The sequence below is a fragment of the Azospira sp. MPR-LB4 genome, from assembly GCF_058809525.1.
In genome coordinates, this window is sequence record NZ_CM179521.1 from 2,551,673 (window position 1) to 2,573,220 (window position 21,548).

23 protein-coding genes are annotated in these 21,548 nt (G+C 65.5%); 15 read left to right on the forward strand and 8 right to left on the reverse strand.

Translation table 11 applies throughout. From position 1 onward, the window contains the following. Positions 1-50: 50 nt before the first annotated feature. Positions 51-1,220: an ABC transporter substrate-binding protein gene (locus AC3QLZ_RS12000; RefSeq protein WP_043798796.1), complete on the reverse strand. Its 1,170-nt coding sequence runs from the start codon at positions 1,218-1,220 to the stop codon at positions 51-53. An 87-nt stretch (positions 1,221-1,307) separates the two neighbouring features. Between AC3QLZ_RS12000 and thiS the strand changes: the two genes are divergently transcribed. From thiS to AC3QLZ_RS12040, 8 genes are all read left to right on the forward strand, one after another. Next, positions 1,308-1,517: a sulfur carrier protein ThiS gene (gene thiS / locus AC3QLZ_RS12005; protein WP_014236118.1), complete on the forward strand. Its 210-nt coding sequence runs from the start codon at positions 1,308-1,310 to the stop codon at positions 1,515-1,517. Positions 1,518-1,586: 69 nt separating this feature from the next. Further along, on the forward strand, positions 1,587-2,372 hold the full coding sequence (locus AC3QLZ_RS12010) for a thiazole synthase (RefSeq protein WP_014236119.1): 786 nt from the start codon (positions 1,587-1,589) through the stop codon (positions 2,370-2,372). Positions 2,373-2,374: 2 nt separating this feature from the next. After that, the gene (locus AC3QLZ_RS12015) at positions 2,375-3,622 is read left to right on the forward strand and encodes a hypothetical protein (protein WP_014236120.1); all 1,248 of its coding nucleotides are present in this window, start codon (positions 2,375-2,377) and stop codon (positions 3,620-3,622) included. 17 nt (positions 3,623-3,639) lie between these two features. Then, entirely contained in the window at positions 3,640-4,395 is a 756-nt protein-coding gene (gene trmB, locus AC3QLZ_RS12020; protein ID WP_014236121.1) for a tRNA (guanosine(46)-N7)-methyltransferase TrmB, read from the forward strand. A 487-nt stretch (positions 4,396-4,882) separates the two neighbouring features. Beyond that, positions 4,883-5,515 (forward strand): hypothetical protein, encoded by a 633-nt coding sequence (locus tag AC3QLZ_RS12025; RefSeq protein WP_157870581.1) that lies wholly within the window; start codon positions 4,883-4,885, stop codon positions 5,513-5,515. 1 nt (position 5,516) lies between these two features. Then, the gene (locus AC3QLZ_RS12030) at positions 5,517-5,924 is read left to right on the forward strand and encodes a hypothetical protein (RefSeq protein WP_014236122.1); all 408 of its coding nucleotides are present in this window, start codon (positions 5,517-5,519) and stop codon (positions 5,922-5,924) included. Between the two features lie 159 nt (positions 5,925-6,083). Further along, the gene (locus AC3QLZ_RS12035; protein ID WP_287874444.1) at positions 6,084-6,374 is read left to right on the forward strand and encodes an SAM domain-containing protein; all 291 of its coding nucleotides are present in this window, start codon (positions 6,084-6,086) and stop codon (positions 6,372-6,374) included. Positions 6,375-6,512: 138 nt separating this feature from the next. Then, positions 6,513-6,731: an SMI1/KNR4 family protein gene (locus AC3QLZ_RS12040; protein ID WP_014236123.1), complete on the forward strand. Its 219-nt coding sequence runs from the start codon at positions 6,513-6,515 to the stop codon at positions 6,729-6,731. Here the strand turns inward: AC3QLZ_RS12040 and AC3QLZ_RS12045 are convergent. Then, entirely contained in the window at positions 6,702-7,607 is a 906-nt protein-coding gene (locus AC3QLZ_RS12045; RefSeq protein ID WP_238526334.1) for an IS110 family transposase, read from the reverse strand. The genes AC3QLZ_RS12040 and AC3QLZ_RS12045 overlap by 30 nt on opposite strands. A 319-nt stretch (positions 7,608-7,926) precedes the next feature. Between AC3QLZ_RS12045 and AC3QLZ_RS12050 the strand changes: the two genes are divergently transcribed. After that, complete coding sequence (locus AC3QLZ_RS12050) at positions 7,927-8,199, forward strand: hypothetical protein (RefSeq protein ID WP_043797780.1); 273 nt, start codon at positions 7,927-7,929, stop codon at positions 8,197-8,199. Between the two features lie 99 nt (positions 8,200-8,298). Here AC3QLZ_RS12050 and AC3QLZ_RS12055 read toward each other — a convergent pair whose 3' ends face one another. The 4 genes from AC3QLZ_RS12055 to ftsY all read right to left on the reverse strand — a co-directional run bounded on the left by AC3QLZ_RS12055 (position 8,299) and on the right by ftsY (position 12,442). Then, entirely contained in the window at positions 8,299-9,633 is a 1,335-nt protein-coding gene (locus AC3QLZ_RS12055) for an FAD-dependent oxidoreductase (protein WP_014236125.1), read from the reverse strand. A gap of 208 nt (positions 9,634-9,841) precedes the next feature. Beyond that, the gene (gene ftsX / locus AC3QLZ_RS12060; protein WP_014236126.1) at positions 9,842-10,747 is read right to left on the reverse strand and encodes a permease-like cell division protein FtsX; all 906 of its coding nucleotides are present in this window, start codon (positions 10,745-10,747) and stop codon (positions 9,842-9,844) included. Further along, a complete protein-coding gene (locus tag AC3QLZ_RS12065; protein ID WP_014236127.1) occupies positions 10,744-11,424 on the reverse strand; it encodes a cell division ATP-binding protein FtsE in 681 nt (226 codons plus the stop codon). The genes ftsX and AC3QLZ_RS12065 overlap by 4 nt, the downstream gene beginning before the upstream one ends. Positions 11,425-11,437: 13 nt before the next feature. Then, positions 11,438-12,442, reverse strand: a complete 1,005-nt coding sequence (gene ftsY / locus AC3QLZ_RS12070; protein ID WP_014236128.1) for a signal recognition particle-docking protein FtsY — start codon at positions 12,440-12,442, stop codon at positions 11,438-11,440. A gap of 170 nt (positions 12,443-12,612) precedes the next feature. Here ftsY and AC3QLZ_RS12075 point away from each other — a divergent pair, with 170 nt between their 5' ends. Genes AC3QLZ_RS12075 through AC3QLZ_RS12095 form a run of 5 tightly spaced genes read left to right on the forward strand, consistent with a single transcriptional unit; the run spans position 12,613 to position 16,656 of the window. Further along, entirely contained in the window at positions 12,613-13,980 is a 1,368-nt protein-coding gene (locus AC3QLZ_RS12075) for a M16 family metallopeptidase (protein WP_014236129.1), read from the forward strand. 11 nt (positions 13,981-13,991) lie between these two features. Continuing rightward, entirely contained in the window at positions 13,992-15,287 is a 1,296-nt protein-coding gene (locus AC3QLZ_RS12080; RefSeq protein WP_157870583.1) for a M16 family metallopeptidase, read from the forward strand. Further along, positions 15,287-15,895: a 16S rRNA (guanine(966)-N(2))-methyltransferase RsmD gene (rsmD, locus tag AC3QLZ_RS12085; protein WP_014236131.1), complete on the forward strand. Its 609-nt coding sequence runs from the start codon at positions 15,287-15,289 to the stop codon at positions 15,893-15,895. The genes AC3QLZ_RS12080 and rsmD overlap by 1 nt, the downstream gene beginning before the upstream one ends. Beyond that, a complete protein-coding gene (coaD, locus tag AC3QLZ_RS12090; protein ID WP_014236132.1) occupies positions 15,885-16,382 on the forward strand; it encodes a pantetheine-phosphate adenylyltransferase in 498 nt (165 codons plus the stop codon). The genes rsmD and coaD overlap by 11 nt, the downstream gene beginning before the upstream one ends. Positions 16,383-16,398: 16 nt before the next feature. Further along, positions 16,399-16,656: a YfhL family 4Fe-4S dicluster ferredoxin gene (locus AC3QLZ_RS12095; protein ID WP_014236133.1), complete on the forward strand. Its 258-nt coding sequence runs from the start codon at positions 16,399-16,401 to the stop codon at positions 16,654-16,656. Positions 16,657-16,734: 78 nt separating this feature from the next. Here AC3QLZ_RS12095 and AC3QLZ_RS12100 read toward each other — a convergent pair whose 3' ends face one another. Together AC3QLZ_RS12100 and mutM are read right to left on the reverse strand one after the other, a co-directional pair. Next, positions 16,735-18,690: a dynamin family protein gene (locus AC3QLZ_RS12100; RefSeq protein ID WP_014236134.1), complete on the reverse strand. Its 1,956-nt coding sequence runs from the start codon at positions 18,688-18,690 to the stop codon at positions 16,735-16,737. A gap of 122 nt (positions 18,691-18,812) precedes the next feature. Then, on the reverse strand, positions 18,813-19,640 hold the full coding sequence (mutM, locus tag AC3QLZ_RS12105; RefSeq protein WP_014236135.1) for a bifunctional DNA-formamidopyrimidine glycosylase/DNA-(apurinic or apyrimidinic site) lyase: 828 nt from the start codon (positions 19,638-19,640) through the stop codon (positions 18,813-18,815). A 167-nt stretch (positions 19,641-19,807) separates the two neighbouring features. On the opposite strand from mutM, the gene AC3QLZ_RS12110 reads away from it, so the two are divergent. After that, the gene (locus AC3QLZ_RS12110; protein ID WP_014236136.1) at positions 19,808-21,547 is read left to right on the forward strand and encodes a tetratricopeptide repeat protein; all 1,740 of its coding nucleotides are present in this window, start codon (positions 19,808-19,810) and stop codon (positions 21,545-21,547) included. Position 21,548: the final 1 nt, after the last annotated feature.

Below are 21,548 nucleotides of genomic sequence, written 5' to 3' on the forward strand. Positions count from 1 at the left end.
CGTCACATATAAGCCCATTTACCCCGGCCCCCCGGGAATACCCCAGGTCTCTAGTGCAGGGGTACCCAGCGGCCGTTCTGTACCGTCATCATCAGCCGTGCCCGCTGGTCCATGCCGTTATGGTTGGCCGGGGTCATGTTGAAGACGCCCTGGGCGCCCACCACTTCCTTCGATTGTTCCAGGGCGTCGCGCAGGGCGGTGCGGAACTCCGCCGTGCCCGGATGGCCCTTCTTCAGGGCCAGGGGAATGGCCTTCTGCAACAGCAGGCCCGCATCGTAGGTATTGGCGCCGAAGGTGGACATGGTGCCGGCGCCGTAGCGGCCCTCGTAGGCCCGGATGTAGCCCTGGGCCACGGCCTTGATCGGGTTGCCGTCCTTGAGGCCGTCGGCCACCAGCAGGGGACCGCCGGCCATCAGGGTGCCTTCCACGGCCTTGCCGCCCAGCTTGATGAAGTCGTTGGTGGCGACGCCGTGGGTCTGGTAGAGCCGGCCCTTGTAGCCCTTCTCCAGCAGGGTGGCCTGGGGCAGCACGGCGGGGCCGCCGGTGGCGGCGATGAAAATGGCATCCGGTTTGGCGCTGATGAGTTTCAAGGCCTGGCCGATCACCGACTGGTCGGTGCGCACGAAGCGCTCGCTGGCCACCAGGCGGATGCCCGCCTTCTCCGCCAGGGCGGCAAAGACCTTGTGCCAGTTCTCGCCGTAGGGGTCGTTGAAGCCGATGAAGCCCACGCTCCTGACGCCGCTGGCCTGCATGTGGGCGATCACCGCCTCGGCGATGAGGTCGTCGTTCTGGGTGGTCTTGAACACCCACATCTTCTTCTCGTCCATGGGCTGGACGATGGCCGAGGAACCCACGGTGGTGACCAGGGGCGTCTTGGCCTCGGCGACGAAATCGAGCATGGCCAGGGCCGCGGGGCTGGTGGTGGGGCCGATCAGGGCATCCACCTTGTGCTCGCCGATCAGCTTCTTCACCGCGGTGACCGCATTGGTGGGGTCGGAGGCGTCGTCGAGGACGAAGTATTCCACCTTCTGCCCGCCGATTTCCGCCGGCAGCAGGGCCACGCTGTTCTTCTGGGGAATGCCCACCTGGGCGGTGACGCCGGTGGAGGAGGCGATGACGCCGATCCTCACCTGGGCCAGGGCCGGGCCGGCGATCAGGGAGAGGGCGGCCAGGAGGGCGGCCGGCAAGCGGCGGCAGGGGGCGGGGCGGCGGGCTTTCATGGCGGGCAGGTCCGGGAAAATGGGGTGGCAGGACCGATTATAGCGGTGCCGGAGGCGGCCGCCGGCCATGGTAAAATCCGCCCCCTTATGGAACTGCACATCAACGGCGAAACCCGCCAATTTCCCGATCGCGACGCCGCCTTCACCGTGGCCGCCCTGGTGGCGGAACTGGGCCTGGCCGGCAAGCGTATCGCCGTGGAGCGCAACGGCGACATCGTGCCCCGCAGCCAGCACGGCGAGACCGCCCTGGCCGGCGGCGACCGCATCGAGATCGTCGTCGCCGTCGGCGGCGGCTAAGCCCGCCGCGCCGCCGGCGCTGCCCGCCGTCATCCTTCGCCCAACCCCTTCCCGCCTGGAACCGAGCCCATGGAACAACTGACCATCGCTGGCAAGACCTACCGCTCCCGCCTCATCGTCGGCACCGGCAAGTACAAGGATTTCGCCGAGACCCGCCAGGCCATCGATGCCTCCGGCGCCGAAATGGTGACCGTGGCCATCCGCCGCACCAACATCGGCCAGGACCCGAACCAGCCCAACCTGCTGGATGCCCTGCCCCCCAGCCAGTTCACCATCCTGCCCAACACCGCCGGCTGCTACACCGCCGACGAAGCCGTGCGCACCCTGCGCCTGGCCCGGGAGCTGCTGGACGGCCACGCCCTGGTCAAGCTGGAAGTGCTGGGCGATCCCACCACTCTGTTCCCCAACATGCCGGAAACCCTCAAGGCCGCCGAAGTGCTGGTCAAGGAAGGCTTCCAGGTCATGGTGTACTGCGCCGACGACCCCATCCAGGCCAAGATGCTGGAAGAGATCGGCTGTGCCGCGGTGATGCCCCTGGCCTCTCTCATCGGCTCCGGCATGGGCATCCTCAATCCCTGGAACCTGCGCCTCATCATCGACAACGCCAAGGTGCCGGTGATCGTGGACGCCGGCGTGGGCACCGCCTCCGACGCCGCCATCGCCATGGAGCTGGGCTGCGACGGGGTGCTGATGAACACCGCCATCGCCCACGCCGGCAATCCGGTGCTCATGGCCAGCGCCATGAACAAGGCGGTGCAGGCCGGGCGCGAGGCCTTCCTCGCCGGCCGCATGCCGCGCAAGCTCTACTCGGCCGACCCCAGCTCCCCCACCACCGGGCTCATCGGCAAGAACTGAGCATGGCCGCCCCTGCCTTCCGTCCCCGCCTCGCGGTGCTCTCCCTGGCCCTGCTGCTGGCTCTGCCGGCCGCCCGGGCCGAGGAAGGCAGCAGCATTCTCATGCCGCCGCCGGACCCCAACCAGCCTTCCCTGCTGGAGCTGCTGCAGCGGGTGTTCACCCCGAGCGAGGACGGCGGCCTGGATGCGGCCAACCCCTGGACCACGCCCCGGGGCGTGGTGATCCAGCCACGCCCGGTGCAAAAGGTGACACCGGCGGAGGAAGAGGCTGCCGCCGCGCCGCCGCCCGCCCTGCCGGAAGCCGCTGCCGGCGAGGAAACCGTGGCCCAGCCCCTGGGCGAGCCGGACTTCAGGGAACAGCCCCTGGCCCCGCTGCCGGCTCCGGCCGCCAGCGCGCCGTCGGCCGTTCCCACGGCGCCCGCCGCGGCGCCGGAAGACACAGCCAAGGCCGCTGCCCCGGCGACTCCGGCCGCCCCCGTCGCAGCTGCCCCGGCGGTGCCCCGCTTCCGCCCGGAGCGCCAGGGCTATGCCTTCGGCCATCCCCGCATCCTGGCCCAGCAAACCCTGTTCGGCCTCTCCCACGGCATTTCCCTGCTGGCCCGGGCCTGTTCCCTGTTGCCGGAAGAGGGCGAACTGGCCCGGGAAGCCTACGGCGCCTGGGAAGCCAGGAACCGGGTGCGCATCGAGCAGGCCGAATACGAGCTGGCCCGCTACTACTTCACGCCGCCGGCCGAGGAAGTGCGGCGCCTGGACCTGATCCAGGCCCTGCAGCTGAAGAGCGACCTGGGCCTGTCCACCGATGGTCCCGAACTGAAGGCCGCCTGCGCCACCCTGCCCGAAGCCCTGGCCAAGCCCCGCTACGACCTGGAAGCCCAATGGCTGCTCAAGGGCGATGTGGAGCGCCTGCGCCGGGCCACGGAAACCCGGGAACTGGTGAGCCAGTGCCGCCAGCAGACCGCTCCCGAGGCCGTGGAACGGCTCGACGCCGCCCTCGCCGCCTGGGAACAGGCCAACGCCGCCAGCGAAGCCGAGGCCCGGCAGCGCCTGGTGGCCGACATGGCCAGCCTGCCGGACCCCAAGCAGCCGGACCAGCCCGCCGACGGCGAAGCCCTGATGAAGACCTGGCAGGACGAGCTGCGCCGCGGTGTCGGCCGCCGTCTCGCCTACGGCGCCGCCGAGGCCTGTCCCGGCCTGGCCGATGCCCTGCCGGGCAAGGTCCACGCCCTGAACCACGCATTTGACGCTGAATGATCCACTGAAGGATGACCATGCAAGACCCGCAACGTGACGCCATCGACGGCGCTGACCTCCCGGCCGACTCCGCCGCGGACCAGGACAATCCCCTGGCCCAGCGCCACATCCGCAGCTTCGTCCTGCGCCAGGGCCGGGTCTCCAGCGCCCAGCTGCGCTACCTGGACGACATGATGCCGAAGATCGGCATCGAGCACCGTCCCCAGCTTCTCGACTTCGCCGCCACCTTCGGCCGCGAGGCCCCCACCGTGTTCGAGATCGGCTTCGGCATGGGCGAGACCTCGGCCAAGATCGCCGCCGTGCGCCCCGACACCAATTTCATCGAAGTGGAAGTGCACACCCCCGGCGTCGGCAGCCTGTGCAAGCTGGTGGCCGAAGGCAACCTCGGCAATATCCGCATCATCCAGCACGACGCCGTGGAAGTGCTGCGGGACATGATCTCCGAGAACTCCCTGGCCGGCGCCCACATCTACTTCCCCGACCCCTGGCCGAAGAAGCGCCACCACAAGCGCCGCCTGGTGCAGCCGCCCCTGATCGCCCTGCTCGCCTCCCGCCTGGCCCCCGGCGGTTACCTGCACTGCGCCACCGACTGGGAGGAATACGCCGTGCAGATGCTGGAAGTCCTCTCCGCCGAACCCCTTCTCGAAAATACCGTGGACAACAGCCACGGCGGCTTCGCCCCCCGCCCCGACTACCGCCCCCTGACCAAGTTCGAACAGCGCGGCATCCGTCTCGGTCATGGCGTGTGGGATGTGATCTTCCGCAGGAAGTAAGCCCGTTCTTCTCCGCCTGCCGGTCCTCGGCAGGCGGGAGCTGCACCACGTGACGACGTGCCTGGGCAAACCCCGTTTTGGCAGTGTCGCCGTCTCCTTCTCGCTCCCCTAGTCCTCCTCTCAGCATTTCTCCTCGTGCTCGTCTATTAGACGCAGCCGCCTGTCAGGCGGCGAAACGGGGCAGTCACGCCCCGATTTTCCACATGGTCTCTTCTGTATCTGTTCCAGGAGTGAGATCACCGATCTGGTGCTGCCTATCTGCGGTACTAATGGGGAGCATGGGCGGCTTGGGGAAAGACCGGAGCATGACGTATGATTTTGTTGTCAGGAATGTCCGGTTTGTACGTGAGGAGAATTATGCGAATAAGTAATAAGGGAATGGAGCGCCGCATGGTTATTGGCTTTCCGCCTGTCCGGTATCCCAGCTTATTGGATACCCCGACGTTTTATTGGACGTACTTGTCGTCTACTACTAGTTAGAACGCTTATGGACACCTTTTCGGCGAGATATCGTGAGTTATTGGATGAGCTAGAGGAGATTGCCGCAGCTCACGACGAGTTGACAGACACAGAAGTTCGAGAGCGAATCGCTTCCGTTCTTGATTACTACTTCATCTGGGACCATCCAGTGCAATCAGGAATTCCTAAACGCTATGCAATGTCATCCTCGCTAGGGGATCGGAAGGTGCACGCGGCAGTGTCCAGTTTTTTGACAGCTGCGCTTTCTATTGCCAAGGTCGAAATACTTAATCCCGGTTCTGCAAGGCATGCAGCTCTGCATAACGAATTATTACGTACCAAACGCGGACACACCTTTGACTGGTACATCGGCTCGTGGGAGATGTCTGGTCATTGCCCGTCGAAGCCCCGGTCCGACCGAAATTTCCGATATTCATCGAGAACTCCAGACTTGTACGGCAGTTTCATCGGAGAAGGAGTTGTGAAGATAGAAGTGGATGGACAAATTGCCCGTGTGGCATTTGATTCAGACGTACAGCAATATTTGTGTTGGATACCCGGGGTGGTCGAACCACAGTACTTCAATGCTCCGAGTAGAAAACAGGTGATGGCGAAAGCCACTCAAGTCCTTCAAACCTTTTTAGCAGCTAAGGCGTTCTAACATGGCGCTCAACCTCGCTCCCTTTGGTCGCTGGACGCTGCGCGATAAAGCCGCGCAGCGCCCCTTACCTTCGACGTTAGAGCGCAACATGTCCCGGAACCAGCTCATCGTTCAATTACCCGTTACGGAGTCGTCGGACTTCGACTCTCTCATTCAAGTCGAAGAGACACTGATTCAGGCTTTTTCCCAAAACAGATTCGCCGAGGTCGATGGACACGATATTGGAGAAGGAAAATTCAACATCTTCATTTTCCCCACCGGTTCCTGGGGCCCAGTGATTGAGCGAGTTCAGGCGTTCCTAAAGTTGCGTGGCGTATTAGACAAAGCGCTGATCGTCAAACGCCTAAAGGCCAGCGAAAAATTCGTGGTTGTTTGGCCGATCGGCTTTGCTGGCGAGTTTCAACTTTGAGACCCCGTGCCCTATGAGCCTAGAGCGGAATCTTGTCTCGCCGTGCGCCCTGCGCTCTAACCCGCCGCTCCAGAGGACGTCCTGCCGGCTACGCCGGCAGGTTCCCTCCGGCCTGCGGCCTCCGGTCGCCCCTGAGCTAGCACGTTAGAGCGCAAACCCATGCCGTCCGCTGATAGCACCTGCGCTGCCCCGAAAGAACTCGACGAACTCAAGGAGCTTGCTCGTGTCGCCACACGTCAAGCGCTTGAAGAATACGAACCGATCCCTAAGGAATGGGAAGTGAATCTCACGCTCGGAACGTTCTTCGATGGTGATGACAGAATCTTTGAGCTATACATAGCTGCCGACAAACCCAAAGACGCGATCGTTATCAGTTCGGCGCGAGTGAATCGCAAGAGTCGTTCGGTCCAGGTTGTCATCACCAACCTAAAGAAACGGGTTGCGCTTTGACCTCTTCATCCCAATCGACCGCATCGCTTACTCCAGTGTCTGTGCCGCGTGTTGCAAGGCCAATGCGCTCTAACCCTGCAGTCGAGCGGAGCTGCGCGAAAAGCCGCGCAGGCCGCTCACTTCCACGTTAGAGGTCACATGCAAACGGTCATTGCTCAGTTGCTGGAGAGAAACGAGCTGGTCCCGAAGCCACTGCCGAAGCCTACTTTGGAGGACATCGTACGAGTGGAGCATGAACTGTGTATCAAGCTCCCCGCGGAGTTCGTAGCGTTGCAGCTAAGTGCAGGCCATGTGGTGTGCGGCACCCAAGAGCCAGTGACGGTCACGTTAGCAACTGTGTTGAAGGTCAAGCCCTGAAGCGCACCAGGGGGTGTTGTTTTTGACTACGGCATTGATCACAGTCAGCAGTTTGCGCATGCAGGCGGTCAGCGCCACCTTCTTCGGTTTGCCTTGAGCACAGAGGCGCTGATAAAACTCCCGGATTGGCGGGTTGCTGCGCGTAGCTGACAAAGCCGCCATGTAGAGCATCTGACGTACCTGCGCCCTGCCACCCCAGATCACACGCTCGCCACGATGTTTGGCGCTGTCACGATTGAACGGTGCGAGCCCCGCCAGTGCTGCAATTTCCTTACGGTTCAGCTTTCCGAGTTCGGACAATTCCGCCAGCAAAGTCATGCGCGTCACTTTGCCTACCCCTGGAATGGCTTGCAGCAGATCGTCTTTCTCGCGCCAGACCTCGCTCGTCCGCAGGCGATGCGTCAGATCAATATCCAGTGCAGCAATGCGTTCATCGAGCCAGGCAATGTGTTCCTTCAAACTCGTCCGCTGCACTACCTCCGCCCGATCCAGCCGCAGCTTTTCCTGCACACGCATGTCGATGAGCTGGCGCCGCCGTGCCAGCAGCGCAGCCAGGGCTTGTGTCTCTTCATCCTTCAGAATTCGCACCTGCGGCCGGATCGCTTGCGCAAAAGCAGCCAGAATCAGGGCATCAATCCGGTCGGTCTTGGCCAGTCGCCCACACGCCTTGGCGTAGTCCCGTACTTGCCGAGGATTGACCACGGCTACCGGCACACCGGCCGCCGCCAGTGCGCTGGCCAGGGCTGTCTCAAGCCCACCCGTCGCTTCCATCACCACTAAGGTGGGAGGCTGTTCGCACAGGCGTTGGCACAAGCCCGCTATCCCCACCTCGTCATGCGCCAGCCGTTCAGCACTGCCGGTAGCAAGGAAGCCCACATCGAGTCAGGCTTTCGATACGTCGATTCCTACAAATGATTCATTTATCATGTCAGCCACCCTACCTTGCAAATCCGGGCTCATGGCCCCAGCAACTGTTCGGGTTAAAAGACAAGCAGGCGTGGCGCTCAACGCTAACGTACGGGTTCACGACCCCAGGCTTCAACGAGCTGCCACGCCCCAAAACCCGCCGGGGCATAAACCCCGGCGATTACTCCGATTCTTTTATGGAATCGGTGGAATGAACATACAAGGCAACACTATGCGCAGAGTCCCTTTTGACGTAGCCAACGGTTGGTCTCAACACCCTGAATTATGTATGGAGGCTGGCTGGAAAACCGCTACCGGCGAAGAGAACGTCGTATTCGAGGCAGCGGTCAGTGGTCAAACGTGGCAAGTTCGCATCAACGACTTCCCGGTCGAGCCGTGTTACACGCTTCTCATTGATGGCAACGAAGTCATGCACTTCGACGACTGGCCTTACTTCTGGCAGCGGCCAGTATTTCCCAACGATCACAGTCAGAGTGTCCACGATGCCCAACATTCCAATCCACCGGACCTACGGCAAGCTGCGCTTGCCTGCGTCCGGTGATTTACAACGTTAGAGTGCTCAACTGGAACACGCCCAAAGTCTCCAACAAAAAAGGCGCGGATATCCGCGCCTTTTTTGTTGCTGCGAACAGGCTGAGCGTCAGCCCCGGTCCAGGAAATCCTCCGCCATGCCTTCGAACCAGACGAAGTCTTCCTTGGCCAGGTTGACGTCGTGCTCGTGGTATTCCTTCACCGTCTGCACGATCTTGCCCTCGGCGTTGAACTTGTACTGGAAGTCCACCAGGATGGCCTCGATGGGGTTGCCGTTGACGAACATGTAGCACAGGTTGTCCGGCAGCAGCTTGTCGAAGTCCTTGCCCTGCATGCGGTTCACGATCTGGCGGGCGGCGATGCGGCCGAGGCGGTTGGCCACGTGGCCGCTCTTGGGGTACCAGCCGAACAGTTCCGAGGCCTTGCCCACGGCATCGCCGATGATCCACACATTGGGGTCCTTCTGGCTGTGCAGGCCCACGTTGTGCTGGTCGGCCCAGCCGGTGGCCTGGCCCTTGTCGTCCTGGCCGATGAGGTCGGCCATCCATACCAGGTCGCCGGCCCGGTGGGGCGCCATGAGGATGGCGTCCTCGAACTTGAAGTCGCCGGCGGCGGTCTTCACCTGCTTGTTGTAGGGGTCCACCTCCTTCACCGTGGCGTTGGGCACGTACAGCACCTGGTCCTTGTACAGTTCGTCGAAGGCCTGCTTGAAGCCGATGCCGATGGGGGTGGGGGCCGGCTTGGGGTCGAGCAGGACGATGCGGCCGGGAATCTTGTGCTGCTTCAGGTGCCAGGCCATCATGCACACCCGCTCGTAGGGGGAGGGCGGGCAGCGGTGGGGCGGGGGCGGCAGCACGGTGACGAAGTCGCCGCCCTTGAAGCTGTGCAGCTTCTTCTTCAGGGTGATGTGCTCGGCGCTGGGGATGTAGGCCGCCGGGTAGTTGGCCTTGGTGTAGTTGATGGTCTTGCGGTCGTCGCCGAACCAGGCTTCGTACTGGTAGCGGATGCCGGGGGCCAGCACCAGGTAGTCGTAGCCGATGGCGCCCTGGCCGGTGATGACCTTCTTCCTGTCCCGCTCGATGCCGACGATCTCGGACTGCAGGAACTGGTAGCCGAATTTCTTCGCCACGGTCAGGTAGTCGTGCACCAGCAGGTCGGTGCCGACGATGTCCACCAGCCACTTGTTGCTCATGGGACAGGACCAGAACACCGGGTTGCGTTCGATCAGCACCACTTCGACGGACGGGTCCAGCTTGCGCAGGTAGCGGGCCACGGTGAGGCCACCCCAGCCGCCGCCGCAGACGACGACGCGCTTGCCCTTGGGCGGCGGCAGCAGTTCGGCGCCGAGGGAGGGCAACACCAGGTTGCCGGCATGGGCCCGGGAGACGACACCTGCGCCCAGGGCACCGGCAGTCGCCAGGAAGTTACGACGGGAAAAGGACATGACAGACTCCCCAAAACAAAGCCGCCGCGATGGGGATGGCACCGCAGCTTGAAAGCGGCCTGGCCGCTGAAAAATGGTGGCGGTACACCGACCGCCGGGGCGGAGGATAGCCTCGGGGAGGCGGCGTCGCAATGGGGAGGGGAAAACGGGCTGGCCCGACGGCGGTCGAAGCGGGGAGGGCGGCCGGTGGCCGGTGCCCTCCCGCCTCTTACTTCGGTTCGATCTGCCGCAGGTAGAGGCCTACCGAGAGCTGGGCGCCGAGCCAGCCGAGGAGGGCGCCGACGCCGAGCAGCAGCAGGGAGTGGTCGAGGCCCAGGCCGTGCAGGCGGAAGGCGGTGGCGTAGAGGCTGGCCAGCTGGCTGACCGGCCCGGAGAGGACGGCCACGGCGGCGCTGACCAGGAGCATGGCGATGAGACCGCCGAGGATGCCCTGGAGGGCACCGAAGTAGTAGTAGGGGCGGCGGATGAAACCGTCGGTGGCGCCGATCAGCTTGGCCACTTCGATTTCGTCGGCCTGGGCCAGGATCTGCAGGCGGATGGTGTTGAAGGTGACGGCCACCAGGGCAGCGGCGAAGGCGGCGGCCAGCAGCAGCACGGCCAGCCGGCCGAGGCGCAGGAAGGCGTCGAAACGCTTGATCCAGGCCGAATCCAGCTGCACATGGGCCACCTTGGGCCAGGCCGAGAGGGTCTTGGCCAGGGCTTCCAGCTGTTCCGGTGCGGCGTTGCGCGGTTCCACGATGAAGGCGTCGGGCAGGGGGTTGCGCGGCAGGCTGGCCACCAGTTCGGCCATGCCGGCGGTGCCCTGGAGGCGCTTCAGGGCGTCTTCCCGGGGCACGAAGACGATGCTGCCGGAGACCTCCTGGCGCAGGCGGGATTCCATCTCCGTGGCCTCCTTGCGGCTGGCCTCGGGGCTGAGGAAGACGCTGATCTGCTGGGTGCTGGCGACGCCGGCGGCGGCCTGGCGCAGGTTGTCCAGGACCACCACGCCGGCGGCGGGCAGGGTCAGGGCGATGCCGATCACCAGCAGGGACAGCACGGTGTTGAGGGGCGAGGCGGCAAGCCGCTGCCAGGCGCCCTGGAGGGCCGACAGGTGTTGGGTGAGCCAGGCGTTCATGCTTGTCCTTCCGGGCGTTCGCCGGGGGCCCGCACCTGGCCGTGTTCGACCCACAGGACCCGGGGATTCAGGTGGCGCACCCACTGGGTGTCGTGGGTGGCGAGGATGACGGTGACGCCGACCTGGTGGAAGGCCTTGAACAGCTCCATCACTTCGCCGGCGGAATCCGTGTCCAGGTTGGCCGTGGGCTCGTCGGCGAGGAGGATGGCGGGCCGGTTCACCACTGCCCGGGCGATGGCCAGGCGTTGCTGTTCGCCGCCGGAGAGGGCGATGGGGTTGGCCTTCTCCCGTTCCAGCAGACCCACCTTGTCCAGGGCCGCCCGGGCCCGCTTGCCGGCTTCCTTGGGGGAGAGGCCGACGATGGCCAGGGGCAGCAGCACGTTGTCGAGCACGGTGCGGTCGAAGAGCAGCTTCTGGTCCTGGAAGACCAGGCCGAAATTGCGCCGCACGTAGGGAATGGCGCTCTTGCGCAGGGCTGCCAGGTTCTGCCCGTTCACCACCACGCTGCCCGAGGTGGGGCGCTCGATGGCGGCGGCCAGCTTGCACAGGGTGGTCTTGCCGGCGCCGGAGTGGCCGGTGATGAACACCAGCTCCCCCGCCTCGATGTCGAAACTCACGCCCCGCAGGGCTTCGTAGCCGGTGGGGTAGCGCTTGTGTACCGCGGAGAAGGAGATCATGACGGTCCTGAGCTTACTCGCCGAAGAGGGCGTCCACGAAGTCCCGGGCGACGAAGGGGCGCAGGTCGTCGATGCCTTCGCCGACGCCGATGAAGCGCACCGGCTTGGGACACTGGCGGGCGATGGCGGCGATGACGCCGCCCTTGGCGGTGCCGTCCAGTTTGGTCAGCACCAGGCCGGTGACGTTGATGGACTTGTCGAAGGCCTTCACCTGGGCCAGGGCGTTCTGGCCGATGTTGGCATCCAGCACCAGCATCACCTCGTGGGGGCCGGTGGGGTCGGCCTTCTGGATCACCCGGCGCACCTTGGCGATCTCTTCCATGAGGTGCAGCTGGGTGGGCAGGCGGCCGGCGGTGTCGGCCAGCACCACGTCGATGCCCCGGGCCTTGGCGGCGGCGATGGCATCGAAGACCACGGCCGCCGGGTCGCCGGATTCCTGGGCGATGACCGTGACGTTGTTGCGCTCGCCCCAGGTCATCAGCTGTTCCCGGGCAGCGGCGCGGAAGGTGTCGCCGGCGGCCAGCAGCACGCTCTTGCCCTGGCTCTGGAAGTACTTGGCCAGCTTGCCGATGGAGGTGGTCTTGCCGGCGCCGTTGACCCCGGCAATCATGATCACGAAGGGCTTGTGGCTATCCACCTGCAGGGGCGCTTCCAGGGGGGCCAGCATCTGGGCCAGGGTGTCGGCCAGGGCCTGCTGGATGGCGGCGGCGCCTTCCAGCTTGTCCTGCTTGGCGCGGCGCTTCAGTTCGTCGAGCAGGTGCATGGTGGCGTCCATGCCCACGTCGCTGGTCAGCAACAGGGTCTCCAGTTCTTCCAGCAGTTCGTCGTCCACCTTGCCTCGGGCAAAGACGGACTTGAGCTTGCCGCCAAGCTGGGAGCGGGTGCGGGAGAGGCCGGCGAAAAGGCGCTCGCGCCAGGAGAGCGGCTTGTCCAGGGGCTCCGGCACCGGCGCCACGGCGGCTGCGGTGGCGGGCGTGGCGTCCTGGTCTTTGTCGGATTTTTTCAAGAAACCAAACATGCGGGGTTCCGTTCTAAGTTCGTTCCCGGGCTGTCAGGGCTGACAGGGGGAGGGCGGCTCGGTAAGATGCGCCGCAGGAAAATCCGAATTTTAGCCCAAGCGTCCCCCGAGGACGTTGCCGAATTCGCCCGTTCATGGCCCTGCGGGGCATTTCATTTCGGAAGCGAACCATGATCCCCAGAAAATCGAGACTCCTGGCCCTGCTGCTGGGCCTGCTCCCCATTGGCGCCGTCCTGGCCAATCCCTATGAAACCACCCTGAAGAACGGCCTCAAGGTCATCGTCAAGGAAGACCGGCGTGCCCCCACGGCGGTGCACATGGTCTGGTACAAGGTGGGCAGCATGGACGAGGTGGACGGCACCTCCGGCGTCGCCCATGCCCTGGAGCACATGATGTTCAAGGGCACGCCCAAGGTCGGCCCGGGCGAGTTCAACAAGCGGGTGGCGGCCGCCGGCGGCCGCGACAACGCCTTCACCAACTACGACTACACCGCCTACTTCCAGCAGATTCCCAAGCAGAAGCTGCCCGAGATGATGGCCCTGGAGGCGGACCGAATGGGCCACCTGACCCTGGACCCGAAGGAATTCGCCAAGGAAATCCAGGTGATCATGGAAGAGCGGCGCATGCGCACCGACGACAATCCCCAGTCCCTGCTGTTCGAGGCCCTCAATGCCGTGGCCTACTCGGCCCATCCCTACCGCCGGCCGGTGATCGGCTGGATGGCGGACCTGGAGCAGATGACCGCCGCCGACCTGCGCCACTGGTACCAGCAGTGGTACGTGCCCAACAACGCCACCCTGGTGGTGGTGGGCGATGTGGACCACGAGGCCGTCTTCCGCCAGGCGGAAAAGACCTACGGCCAGCTCAAGCCCCGCGCCCTGCCGGCGCGCAAGCCCATTGCCGAGGCGCCCCAGAAGGGCATCCGCCGCGTCACCGTGAAGGGCCCGGCGGAACTGCCCCAGGTGCTGCTGGCCTGGAAGGTGCCGACCCTGCGCGACGTGAACAAGGACAGCGACCCCTACGCCCTGGAAATGCTCGGTGCGGTGCTGGACGGCCACGACGGCGCCCGCCTCACCCAGCACCTGGTGAAGGACCAGCGTCTGGCCCAGTCCGTGGGCTCGGGTTACGACAACAGCAGCCGCGGCCCCTCCCTCTTCCTCATGCTGGGCACGCCCGCCGAGGGCCATACCCCGGCCGAACTGGAGGCCGCCCTCAAGGCTGAAGTGGCGCGCATTGCCGCCGACGGCGTCAGCGAGGAAGAACTGAAGCGGGCCCGCGCCCAGCTGGTGGCGAGCCAGGTGTACAAGCGGGACTCCATGTTCGCCCAGGCCATGGAGATCGGTCAGATGGAAATCGTCGGCCTCTCCTACAAGTCCGTGGAGCGCATGATCGAAAAGCTCCAGGCCGTCACCGCTGCCGACGTGCAGCGGGTGGCAAAGCAGTATTTCAACGACGACAGCCTCACCGTGGGCCTGCTGGAACCCCAGCCCCTGGCCGATGCTCCCCGCCGCCGCGCTCCCGCCGGCGTGCGCCACTGATCGAGGAGACCATGATGCGACTGCCTAATTTCCTGCTTTTTGCCGCCGCCCTGCTGGGCTCTGCCGCCCAGGCCGGGGTCACCATCGAGCACTGGGTCGCCCCCTCCGGCGCTCGGGTCTATTTCGTCGAAAACCATGCCCTGCCCATCGTGGACGTGCAGGTGGACTTTGCCGCCGGCAGCTCCCGGGACCCGGCCGGCAAGTCGGGCCTGGCCGGCTTCACCCACGGCCTGCTCGACGGCGGTGCCGGCGACCTGGACGAGACCGCCATTTCCAACCGCCTGGCCGACCTGGGCGCCAACCTGGGCGGCGGTGCCGACCAGGACCGGGCCAGCCTGAGCCTGCGCACCCTGGCGGCCCGGGAAACCCGGGATGGCGCCCTGGAGATCATGCGCCTGGTGCTGCAGCAGCCCCGCTTCCCCGAGGCGGTGCTGCAGCGGGAGCAGGTGCGCGCCGTGGCCGGTCTGCGGGACGCCCTGACCAAGCCTGAAGTGCTGGCCAGCCGGGCCTTCTGGCAGGCCCTCTACCCGGACCATCCCTATGGCCGGGTATCCACCCCTGAGTCCCTGGAAAACCTGACCCGGGCCGATGTGGAGGCCTTCTGGCGCGCCAACTACAACGCCGCCAAGGCCAGCGTCACCCTGGTGGGCGACCTCTCCCGCAGCGAGGCCGAAGCCATTGCCGAGAAGCTGACGGCCGGTCTGCCCGCCGGTGGCCCGGCTGCCCCCATCCCGGCGGCCAGCCTGCCCCAGGGGCGGGTGGTGTCGGTGTCCCATCCGGCCACCCAGTCCCATCTCCTGCTCGGCCTGCCCGCCATTCCCCGGGGCGATCCGGACTTCTACGCCCTGCAGGTGGGCAACTACGTCCTTGGCGGCGGCGGCTTCGTTTCCCGCCTGCTCAAGGAGGTACGCGATGCCCGGGGCTACGCCTACAGCACCTACAGCTATTTCGCCCCCATGGTGGCCCGGGGTCCCTTCCAGATCGGCCTGCAGACCAAGCGGGCCCAGGCCGGCGATGCCCTCAAGGTGGTCAATGAGGTGCTGCAGGAGTTCCTCGCCAAGGGCGTCACCGAGAAGGAGCTGAAGGCGGCCAAGGACAACATGGTCGGCAGCTTCCCCCTGCGCCTGGACAGCAACCGCAAGCTGCTCGACAACGTGGCGGTGATCGGCTTCTACGGCCTGCCCCTGGACTACCTGGATACCTACGCCGCCAAGGTGGAGAAGGTCAGCGCCGCCGACATCAAGGCCGCCTTCCAGCGCCACGTGCTGCCCCAGCACCTGGTGACGGTCAAGGTGGCTGCTGACTGATGGCCCGCCCCGGACCGCAGCCGGCCGGCCGGGCCGGCGCCGCCCGGGCCCGGGCGGGCAACAACGTGGTGCGCATCATCGGCGGTGAGTGGCGCCGCCGGGTGCTTTCCTTCCCTGACGGCGAAGGCCTGCGGCCGACGCCGGACCGGGTGCGGGAAACTCTCTTCAACTGGCTGGGCCAGGACCTGACGGGCTGGAACTGCCTGGATCTCTTTGCCGGCAGCGGCGCCCTGGGTTTCGAGGCGGCCTCCCGCGGAGCCGCCCGCTCCGTCCTGGTGGAGCGCTCGCCCAAGGCCTTTGCCGCCCTGAAAGACAACGCTGCCCTGCTGCAAGGGGAAAATTTGCAGATAATCCGGGAAGATGCGCTAAAATTCGTCGCCTCTACGGAGCTGCGTTTCGATCTGGTGTTCCTCGATCCGCCCTACCATCTCGGTTGGCTGGAAAAACTGGAACCCCTCCTGTCCCGGGTGCTGAAGGAAGACGGCGTGATTTACGCCGAAGCGGAAAAGCCCCTGGAAAGCCTGGGCGACTGGGCCACAGTGAAGCGCGGCAAGGCCGGGCAGGTCTTCTACCACCTTATGGCGCGGAACAATGCCGATGCTGAATAACCGACTGGCGATCTACCCGGGAACCTTCGACCCCCTGACCAAGGGGCACGAGGATCTGGTCCGGCGTGCCTCCAGCCTGTTCGACCGGGTCATCGTGGCCGTGGCCGACAGCCCGAACAAACGCCCGTTCTTCGGCCTGGAAGACCGGGTCGCCATGGCCCAGGAAATCCTGGCGCCCTATGGCAACGTGGAAGTGAAAGGTTTTTCCTGCCTGCTGATGGATTTCCTCCACCAGCAAGGCGCCAAGGTCATCATCCGCGGTTTGCGGGCGGTGTCCGACTTTGAATACGAATTCCAGATGGCGGGGATGAACCGTAATCTGTATCCCGAGGTCGAAACAGTATTCCTGACGCCTGGGGAGCAGTACATGTTCATTTCCGCCACCATGGTGCGCGAGATCGCCCGGTTGGGGGGGGATGTCAGCAAGTTCGTCCAGCCGGTCGTGGAGAAGCGGCTGGCGGCGAAAAAAGTCTCCGAACTATCTTGAATGAAGGAAAGCAGCTATGGCTTTGATGATTACCGACGAATGCATCAACTGTGACGTGTGCGAGCCGGAGTGCCCCAACGAGGCCATCTCCCAGGGCGAAGAGATCTATCAGATCGACCCCAGCAAGTGCACCGAGTGCGTCGGCCACTACGACACCCCCCAGTGCGTTGAAGTGTGCCCGGTGGATTGCATCCCCAAGAACCCGGACGTGGTCGAAAGCGAAGACCAGCTGTGGAGCAAGTACGAGAAGCTGACCGGCAACAAGCGCGCCTGAGTCTTCTCCGGGCCGGTGACGGCCCCAATAAAAAAGCCACGGCATGCCGTGGCTTTTTTATTGGCCGCGAGGCGTGCGTCAGGCGGCGGCCTGGAGGCCTTCCCCCTGGGGGTGCAGCAGGGCCTGGAGATCGTTGCCGAGGGTCTGCAGGGTGTCGATCTGGGCCAGCAGGGCGGCTTCCATGTGGTTCAGTTCGCCGATGCGGTCTTCCAGGGTGTCGGTGGCCTGGTGGATGCGCTTGATGCTTTCCAGGCGGCGCTTCAGCTGGATCTGGTGTTCCCGCACCTGGGTCTCCATGGGGGCCATGACTGCCTTCAGCCAGATTTCCACGTCCCGGTTGGCGTGCTCGAAGGCGCGGCGCACCTGCACCGCCACTTCCTCGAAGAACTTCTGGGTGACGTTGCCCTTCTCGTGGGTCAGCAGCTGGAACATGGTGTTGAGGTGGGTGTTGCACCACTGCTCCAGACGCTCCAGCTCCTTCTCGTAGCGCAGCAGGTTGAACTGGGTCGGCGAACCCAGCTTGAGCCCGTGCTCGACGCTGAACTTTTTGTAAATGGCCTCCATCATGGAGAGGATTTCACCGATCTCCTTGCCGGACTTCTGCACGTTCTCCTTGGAGGTGCGGAAGAAGCGGTCCATGGCCGCGGACAGGCCCCGGGAGAAGGTGGCCGCCTGCATGGCGTCCCGGGTCTCGTGGGTGAGGCTGCGCAGGGCGTCCAGGCCCAGATGGGCGAAGAGGTTGTTGGTCAGGGTGGAGAAGACACTGCGCACGGCGTAGTAGCGCTGCAGGCCCGATTCGAACTCTTCCTTCTCGGTCTTGATCTTGGCCATCATGTATTCCACGACGCCCTTGTTCTTGCCCTTCAGCTCGGTCAGTTCGGTCAGCTGTTCCTTCAGGCCCCGCATGCGGGAGTCCAGCAGGGCGCGCATGCGGGCGTGCAGTTCGCCGAACTCGGCCTCGGTGTTGTCACGCACGATGTCCTGCTTGGCCGGGATCAGCTCCTCGGAGAGGGCCCGTTCCAGTTCCGGCAGGCGGGAGCGCTGCAGCAGGGCGTCGTCGCCGTTGATCTTGGCCACCAGGGCCTTCTGGGCGGAGACGGGGAACACCTGCTCCTGGGGCAGGCCCAGGATGGAGGCGCAGCTGTCGGCCTGGCGGGCGATTTCGGCCTGGATCTCGGCCTCGCTCTTGAGCTCGTCCCAGAGGCCGTCGATCTTGTTGAGCACCGCCAGGCGGCCCCGCTTGCGGTTGCCGCCGGCGCCGATGTTGTCCTTCCAGATGGCCAGGTCGGACTGGGTGACGCCGGTGTCGGCGGCCAGGATGAAGAGCACGGCGTGGGCGTTGGGCAGCAGGGACAGGGTCAGTTCCGGCTCGGCGCCGATGGCGTTGAGGCCCGGGGTGTCCAGGATCACCAGGCCCTGTTGCAGCAGGGGATGGGGGAAGTTGATGACGGCATGGCGCCAGCGGGGGATTTCCACCAGGCCGTCCTCGCCGATGCGGTAGGTGGCGGCCTCGTCGTCGCCGACGGGAAAGCCCAGCTTCTCCGCCGTGTCCCGGTCCACCCGCACCACTTCGCTGACGTGGCGCAGGGTGTCCTGCATGGCTTCAGGGGAGTCCACGTTGAGGGGCACGGTCTCCCACTCGTTGGGGAAGCGCTTGTATTCGGAAATACCGGCATTGGTGGCCCGGGTGTGGATGGGCAGCAGCTCGATGCAGGAGGGCTTGTCGGCATCGAACAGCAGTTCCGTCGGGCACATGGTGGTGCGGCCGGCGGAAGAGGGCAGCATGCGGTTGCCGTAGTCGGCGAAGAAGATGGCGTTGATCAGTTCCGACTTGCCCCGGGAGAACTCGGCGACGAAGGCCACGTTGAGACGGTCTTCCTTGAGGCGCTCGAGCAGCTGGGTCAGGCGCAGGTCGCTCTGGGCATCGCCCAGTTCATTGTCCGCCAGCCAGGCGCGGAAGTGCTCGATGCACTCCGACAGCTGCGTCCGCCATTGGCTGTAGGCGGCGAAGTTCTGGGCAAGGGTATTCGGCATGGCGACACCGGCGACAAAAAGGGAGAGGCTACTCTACCCCACAATGCCAAATGGAATCAACGCGCTGGCGCCGCTTGTGCCAGCACTGGTTGAAATGGGGCGACGGACGGTCGCCGGGGTCGTCAGCGCTGGCAGCGGGGGCAGTAGAAAGTGCTGCGTCCGCCCTGGGTGATGCGGCGGATGGGGCCGCCGCAGACCTGGCAGGGTTCTCCTTCCCGGTCGTAGACGGCGACGATGAGCTGGAAGCTGCCGGCGCCGCCGTCGCTATGCACGTAGTCGCGCACGCTGCTGCCGCCGGCGGCGATGGATTCCGCCAGCACCTCCCGCACCGTGGCTGCCAGCCTGTCGCAGCGCTGGCGGCTGAGGCGGCAGGCCGGCGTCAGGGGTGAAATGCGGGACCGGAAGAGGCTTTCCGCCGCATAGATGTTGCCGACGCCGACGATGCAGTGGGCGTCCATCAGCACCTGTTTGATGGGGGCCTGGCGCCGCCGCAGGGCCTGGTGCAGCCAGGCGCCGTCGAAGGCGTCGCTAAGCGGCTCGACGCCCAGGGGCGCCAGCAGGGGGTGGTCGAGCACAACGGGGCCGTCCACCCACAGCAGGGTGCCGAAGCGGCGCGGGTCCCGGTAGCGCAGGGTGCGGCCGGGAAAATGCAGGTCCACGTGATCGTGCTTGCTCGGCGGCGTGCCGGGCGGGACCAGGCGCAGGCTGCCGGACATGCCTAGGTGCAGGATGATCCAGCCGCCGCCCCCATCGCTCTCGAAGTCGAAGAGTAGATATTTGCCGCGCCGCTCCACCCGCTTCAGGCGGCGGCCCACGGGGCGTTCGGCCAGGGCCGGCGACAGTTCGTGACGCAGGCGCGGAGCCCGCAGGCTGACGCCCTGCAGCACCTGGCCGGGCAGGTAGGGCAGGAGGCCGAGGCGGCTGACTTCGACTTCGGGGAGTTCGGGCATGGCGAAAAGTGGATGAATGAGCGGATGTATGGATTGGTAAAGTGTTGCGAGCGGATGTAAGCGGCACGGCCGCCCGCTTGTGGCGCCCTGGAAAACTGCCTAACATGCGGCACTAATCTTAAGCGAAAGCTTCTAACGCGGTCTCCTCCCCGGTGACTGACACTGCCATGAAAATGATCCCCCTCGCTGTCCTGGTCGCCGCCCTGGCCGCCAATGGTGCCCTTGCCGCCGATGCCGCCCCCGCCCCCGTGGCCAAATCCCGGGCGGCCAAGGCCGAGCGGGCGCCCCGGGCTCCGGCGGCCGTGCCCACCTCTGCCGCCGAGCTTCCGGCCGGCCAGGTGGCGTACCAGGTGCTGCTGGCGGAAATCGCCCTGCGCCGGGGCTACGGCGACCTGGCCCTGTCCGTGTACGCGGAACTGGCCCTGCGCAGCCGGGACCCCCAGGTGCTGGCTCGGGCCATCGAGGTGGCGGGCTTTGCCCGGCGCATGGACCTGGCACATGAACTGGCCCAGCTGTGGGTGGAAACGGAACCCGAGTCGGTGACGGCCCGCCAGACCCTGGTGGGGGTGCTGATCGTCCTCAACCGCCTGGACGACCTGGTGCCCCACCTGAGCAAGCTGCTGGAGCAGGACAAGGACAACCTGGGCGACAACCTCAGCCGCCTCAACCGCATGCTGGTCCGCCAGCCGGACAAGAGCGCCGTGCTGCGTCTGGTGCAGCGTGTCACCCAGCCCTACCAGGGCGTGGCCGAGGCCCACTTTGCCGTGGCCCAGGCCGCCCTGGCCGCAGGCGACCGCCCTCTGGCCCAGGAGTCGGTGCGCCGGGCCCAGGAGCTGCGTCCCGAATGGGAAATGCCGGTGCTGCTGGAGGCCCAGATCGTCTCCGCCGAAGCGCCGGCCAAGGTGGTGCCCCTGCTGGAGCGTTATCTGAGCCGCCATCCCAACGCCAAGGACGTGCGCCTGCACCTGGCCCGCGCCTATGTGGGCGACAAGCGCTTCAGCGATGCCAGCGCCGAGTTCCGCCGCCTGCTGCGGGACTTCCCCAACAGCGTCGAAGTGGTCTATCCGGTGGCCATCCTGGCCCTGCAGCAGAACGACCTGGACACCGCCGAGACCCAGCTCAAGCACCTGCTGGAGCTGGAGTTCGGCGACCGCAACCTGGTCAATTACTACCTGGGCCAGGTCATGGAGGCGCGCAAGAACGAGGCGGCTGCCATCGACTACTACGGCCAGGTCGGCCTCAGCGAGCCCTTCCTCAATGCCCGCAACCGCCAGGCCATGCTGCTGGCCCGGGCCGGCAAGCTGGACGAGGCGCGGCAGGTGCTGCAGCAGACCGCCACCATGCATCCCACCGAGCGGGTTGCCCTGGGCCAGTCCGAAGCCCAGCTGCTGCGCGACGCCAAGCGTTACGCCGAGGCCCTGGAGGTGCTGGAACGCCTGCTCAAGAGCAATCCGGGCAATGCGGAGCTGCTCTACGACTCGGCCCTGGTGGCCGACCGTCTCGACAAGGTGGCCCTGGTGGAAGAGCGCCTGCGCCAGGTGATCGCCCTGCAACCTGAAAACGCCCATGCCTACAACGCCCTGGGCTACACCTTCGCCGAGCGCAACATGCGCCTGGACGAAGCCCGGGAACTGGTGGCCCGGGCCCTGGCCCTGCTGCCGGACGACGCCTTCATCATCGACAGCATGGGCTGGGTGCTCTATCGCCAGGGCGACCTGGCCGGCGCCCTGATCCAGCTGCAGAAGGCCTACGGCCTGCGCCAGGACCCGGAGATCGCCGCCCACATGGGCGAGGTGCTGTGGGGTCTGGGGCGCCAGGACGAGGCCCGCCGCGTGCTGCGCGAAGCCGCCAGGAAGGACCCGGACAACGAAGCCCTGGCTGCCGCCGTCAAGAAATTCCAGCCCTGAT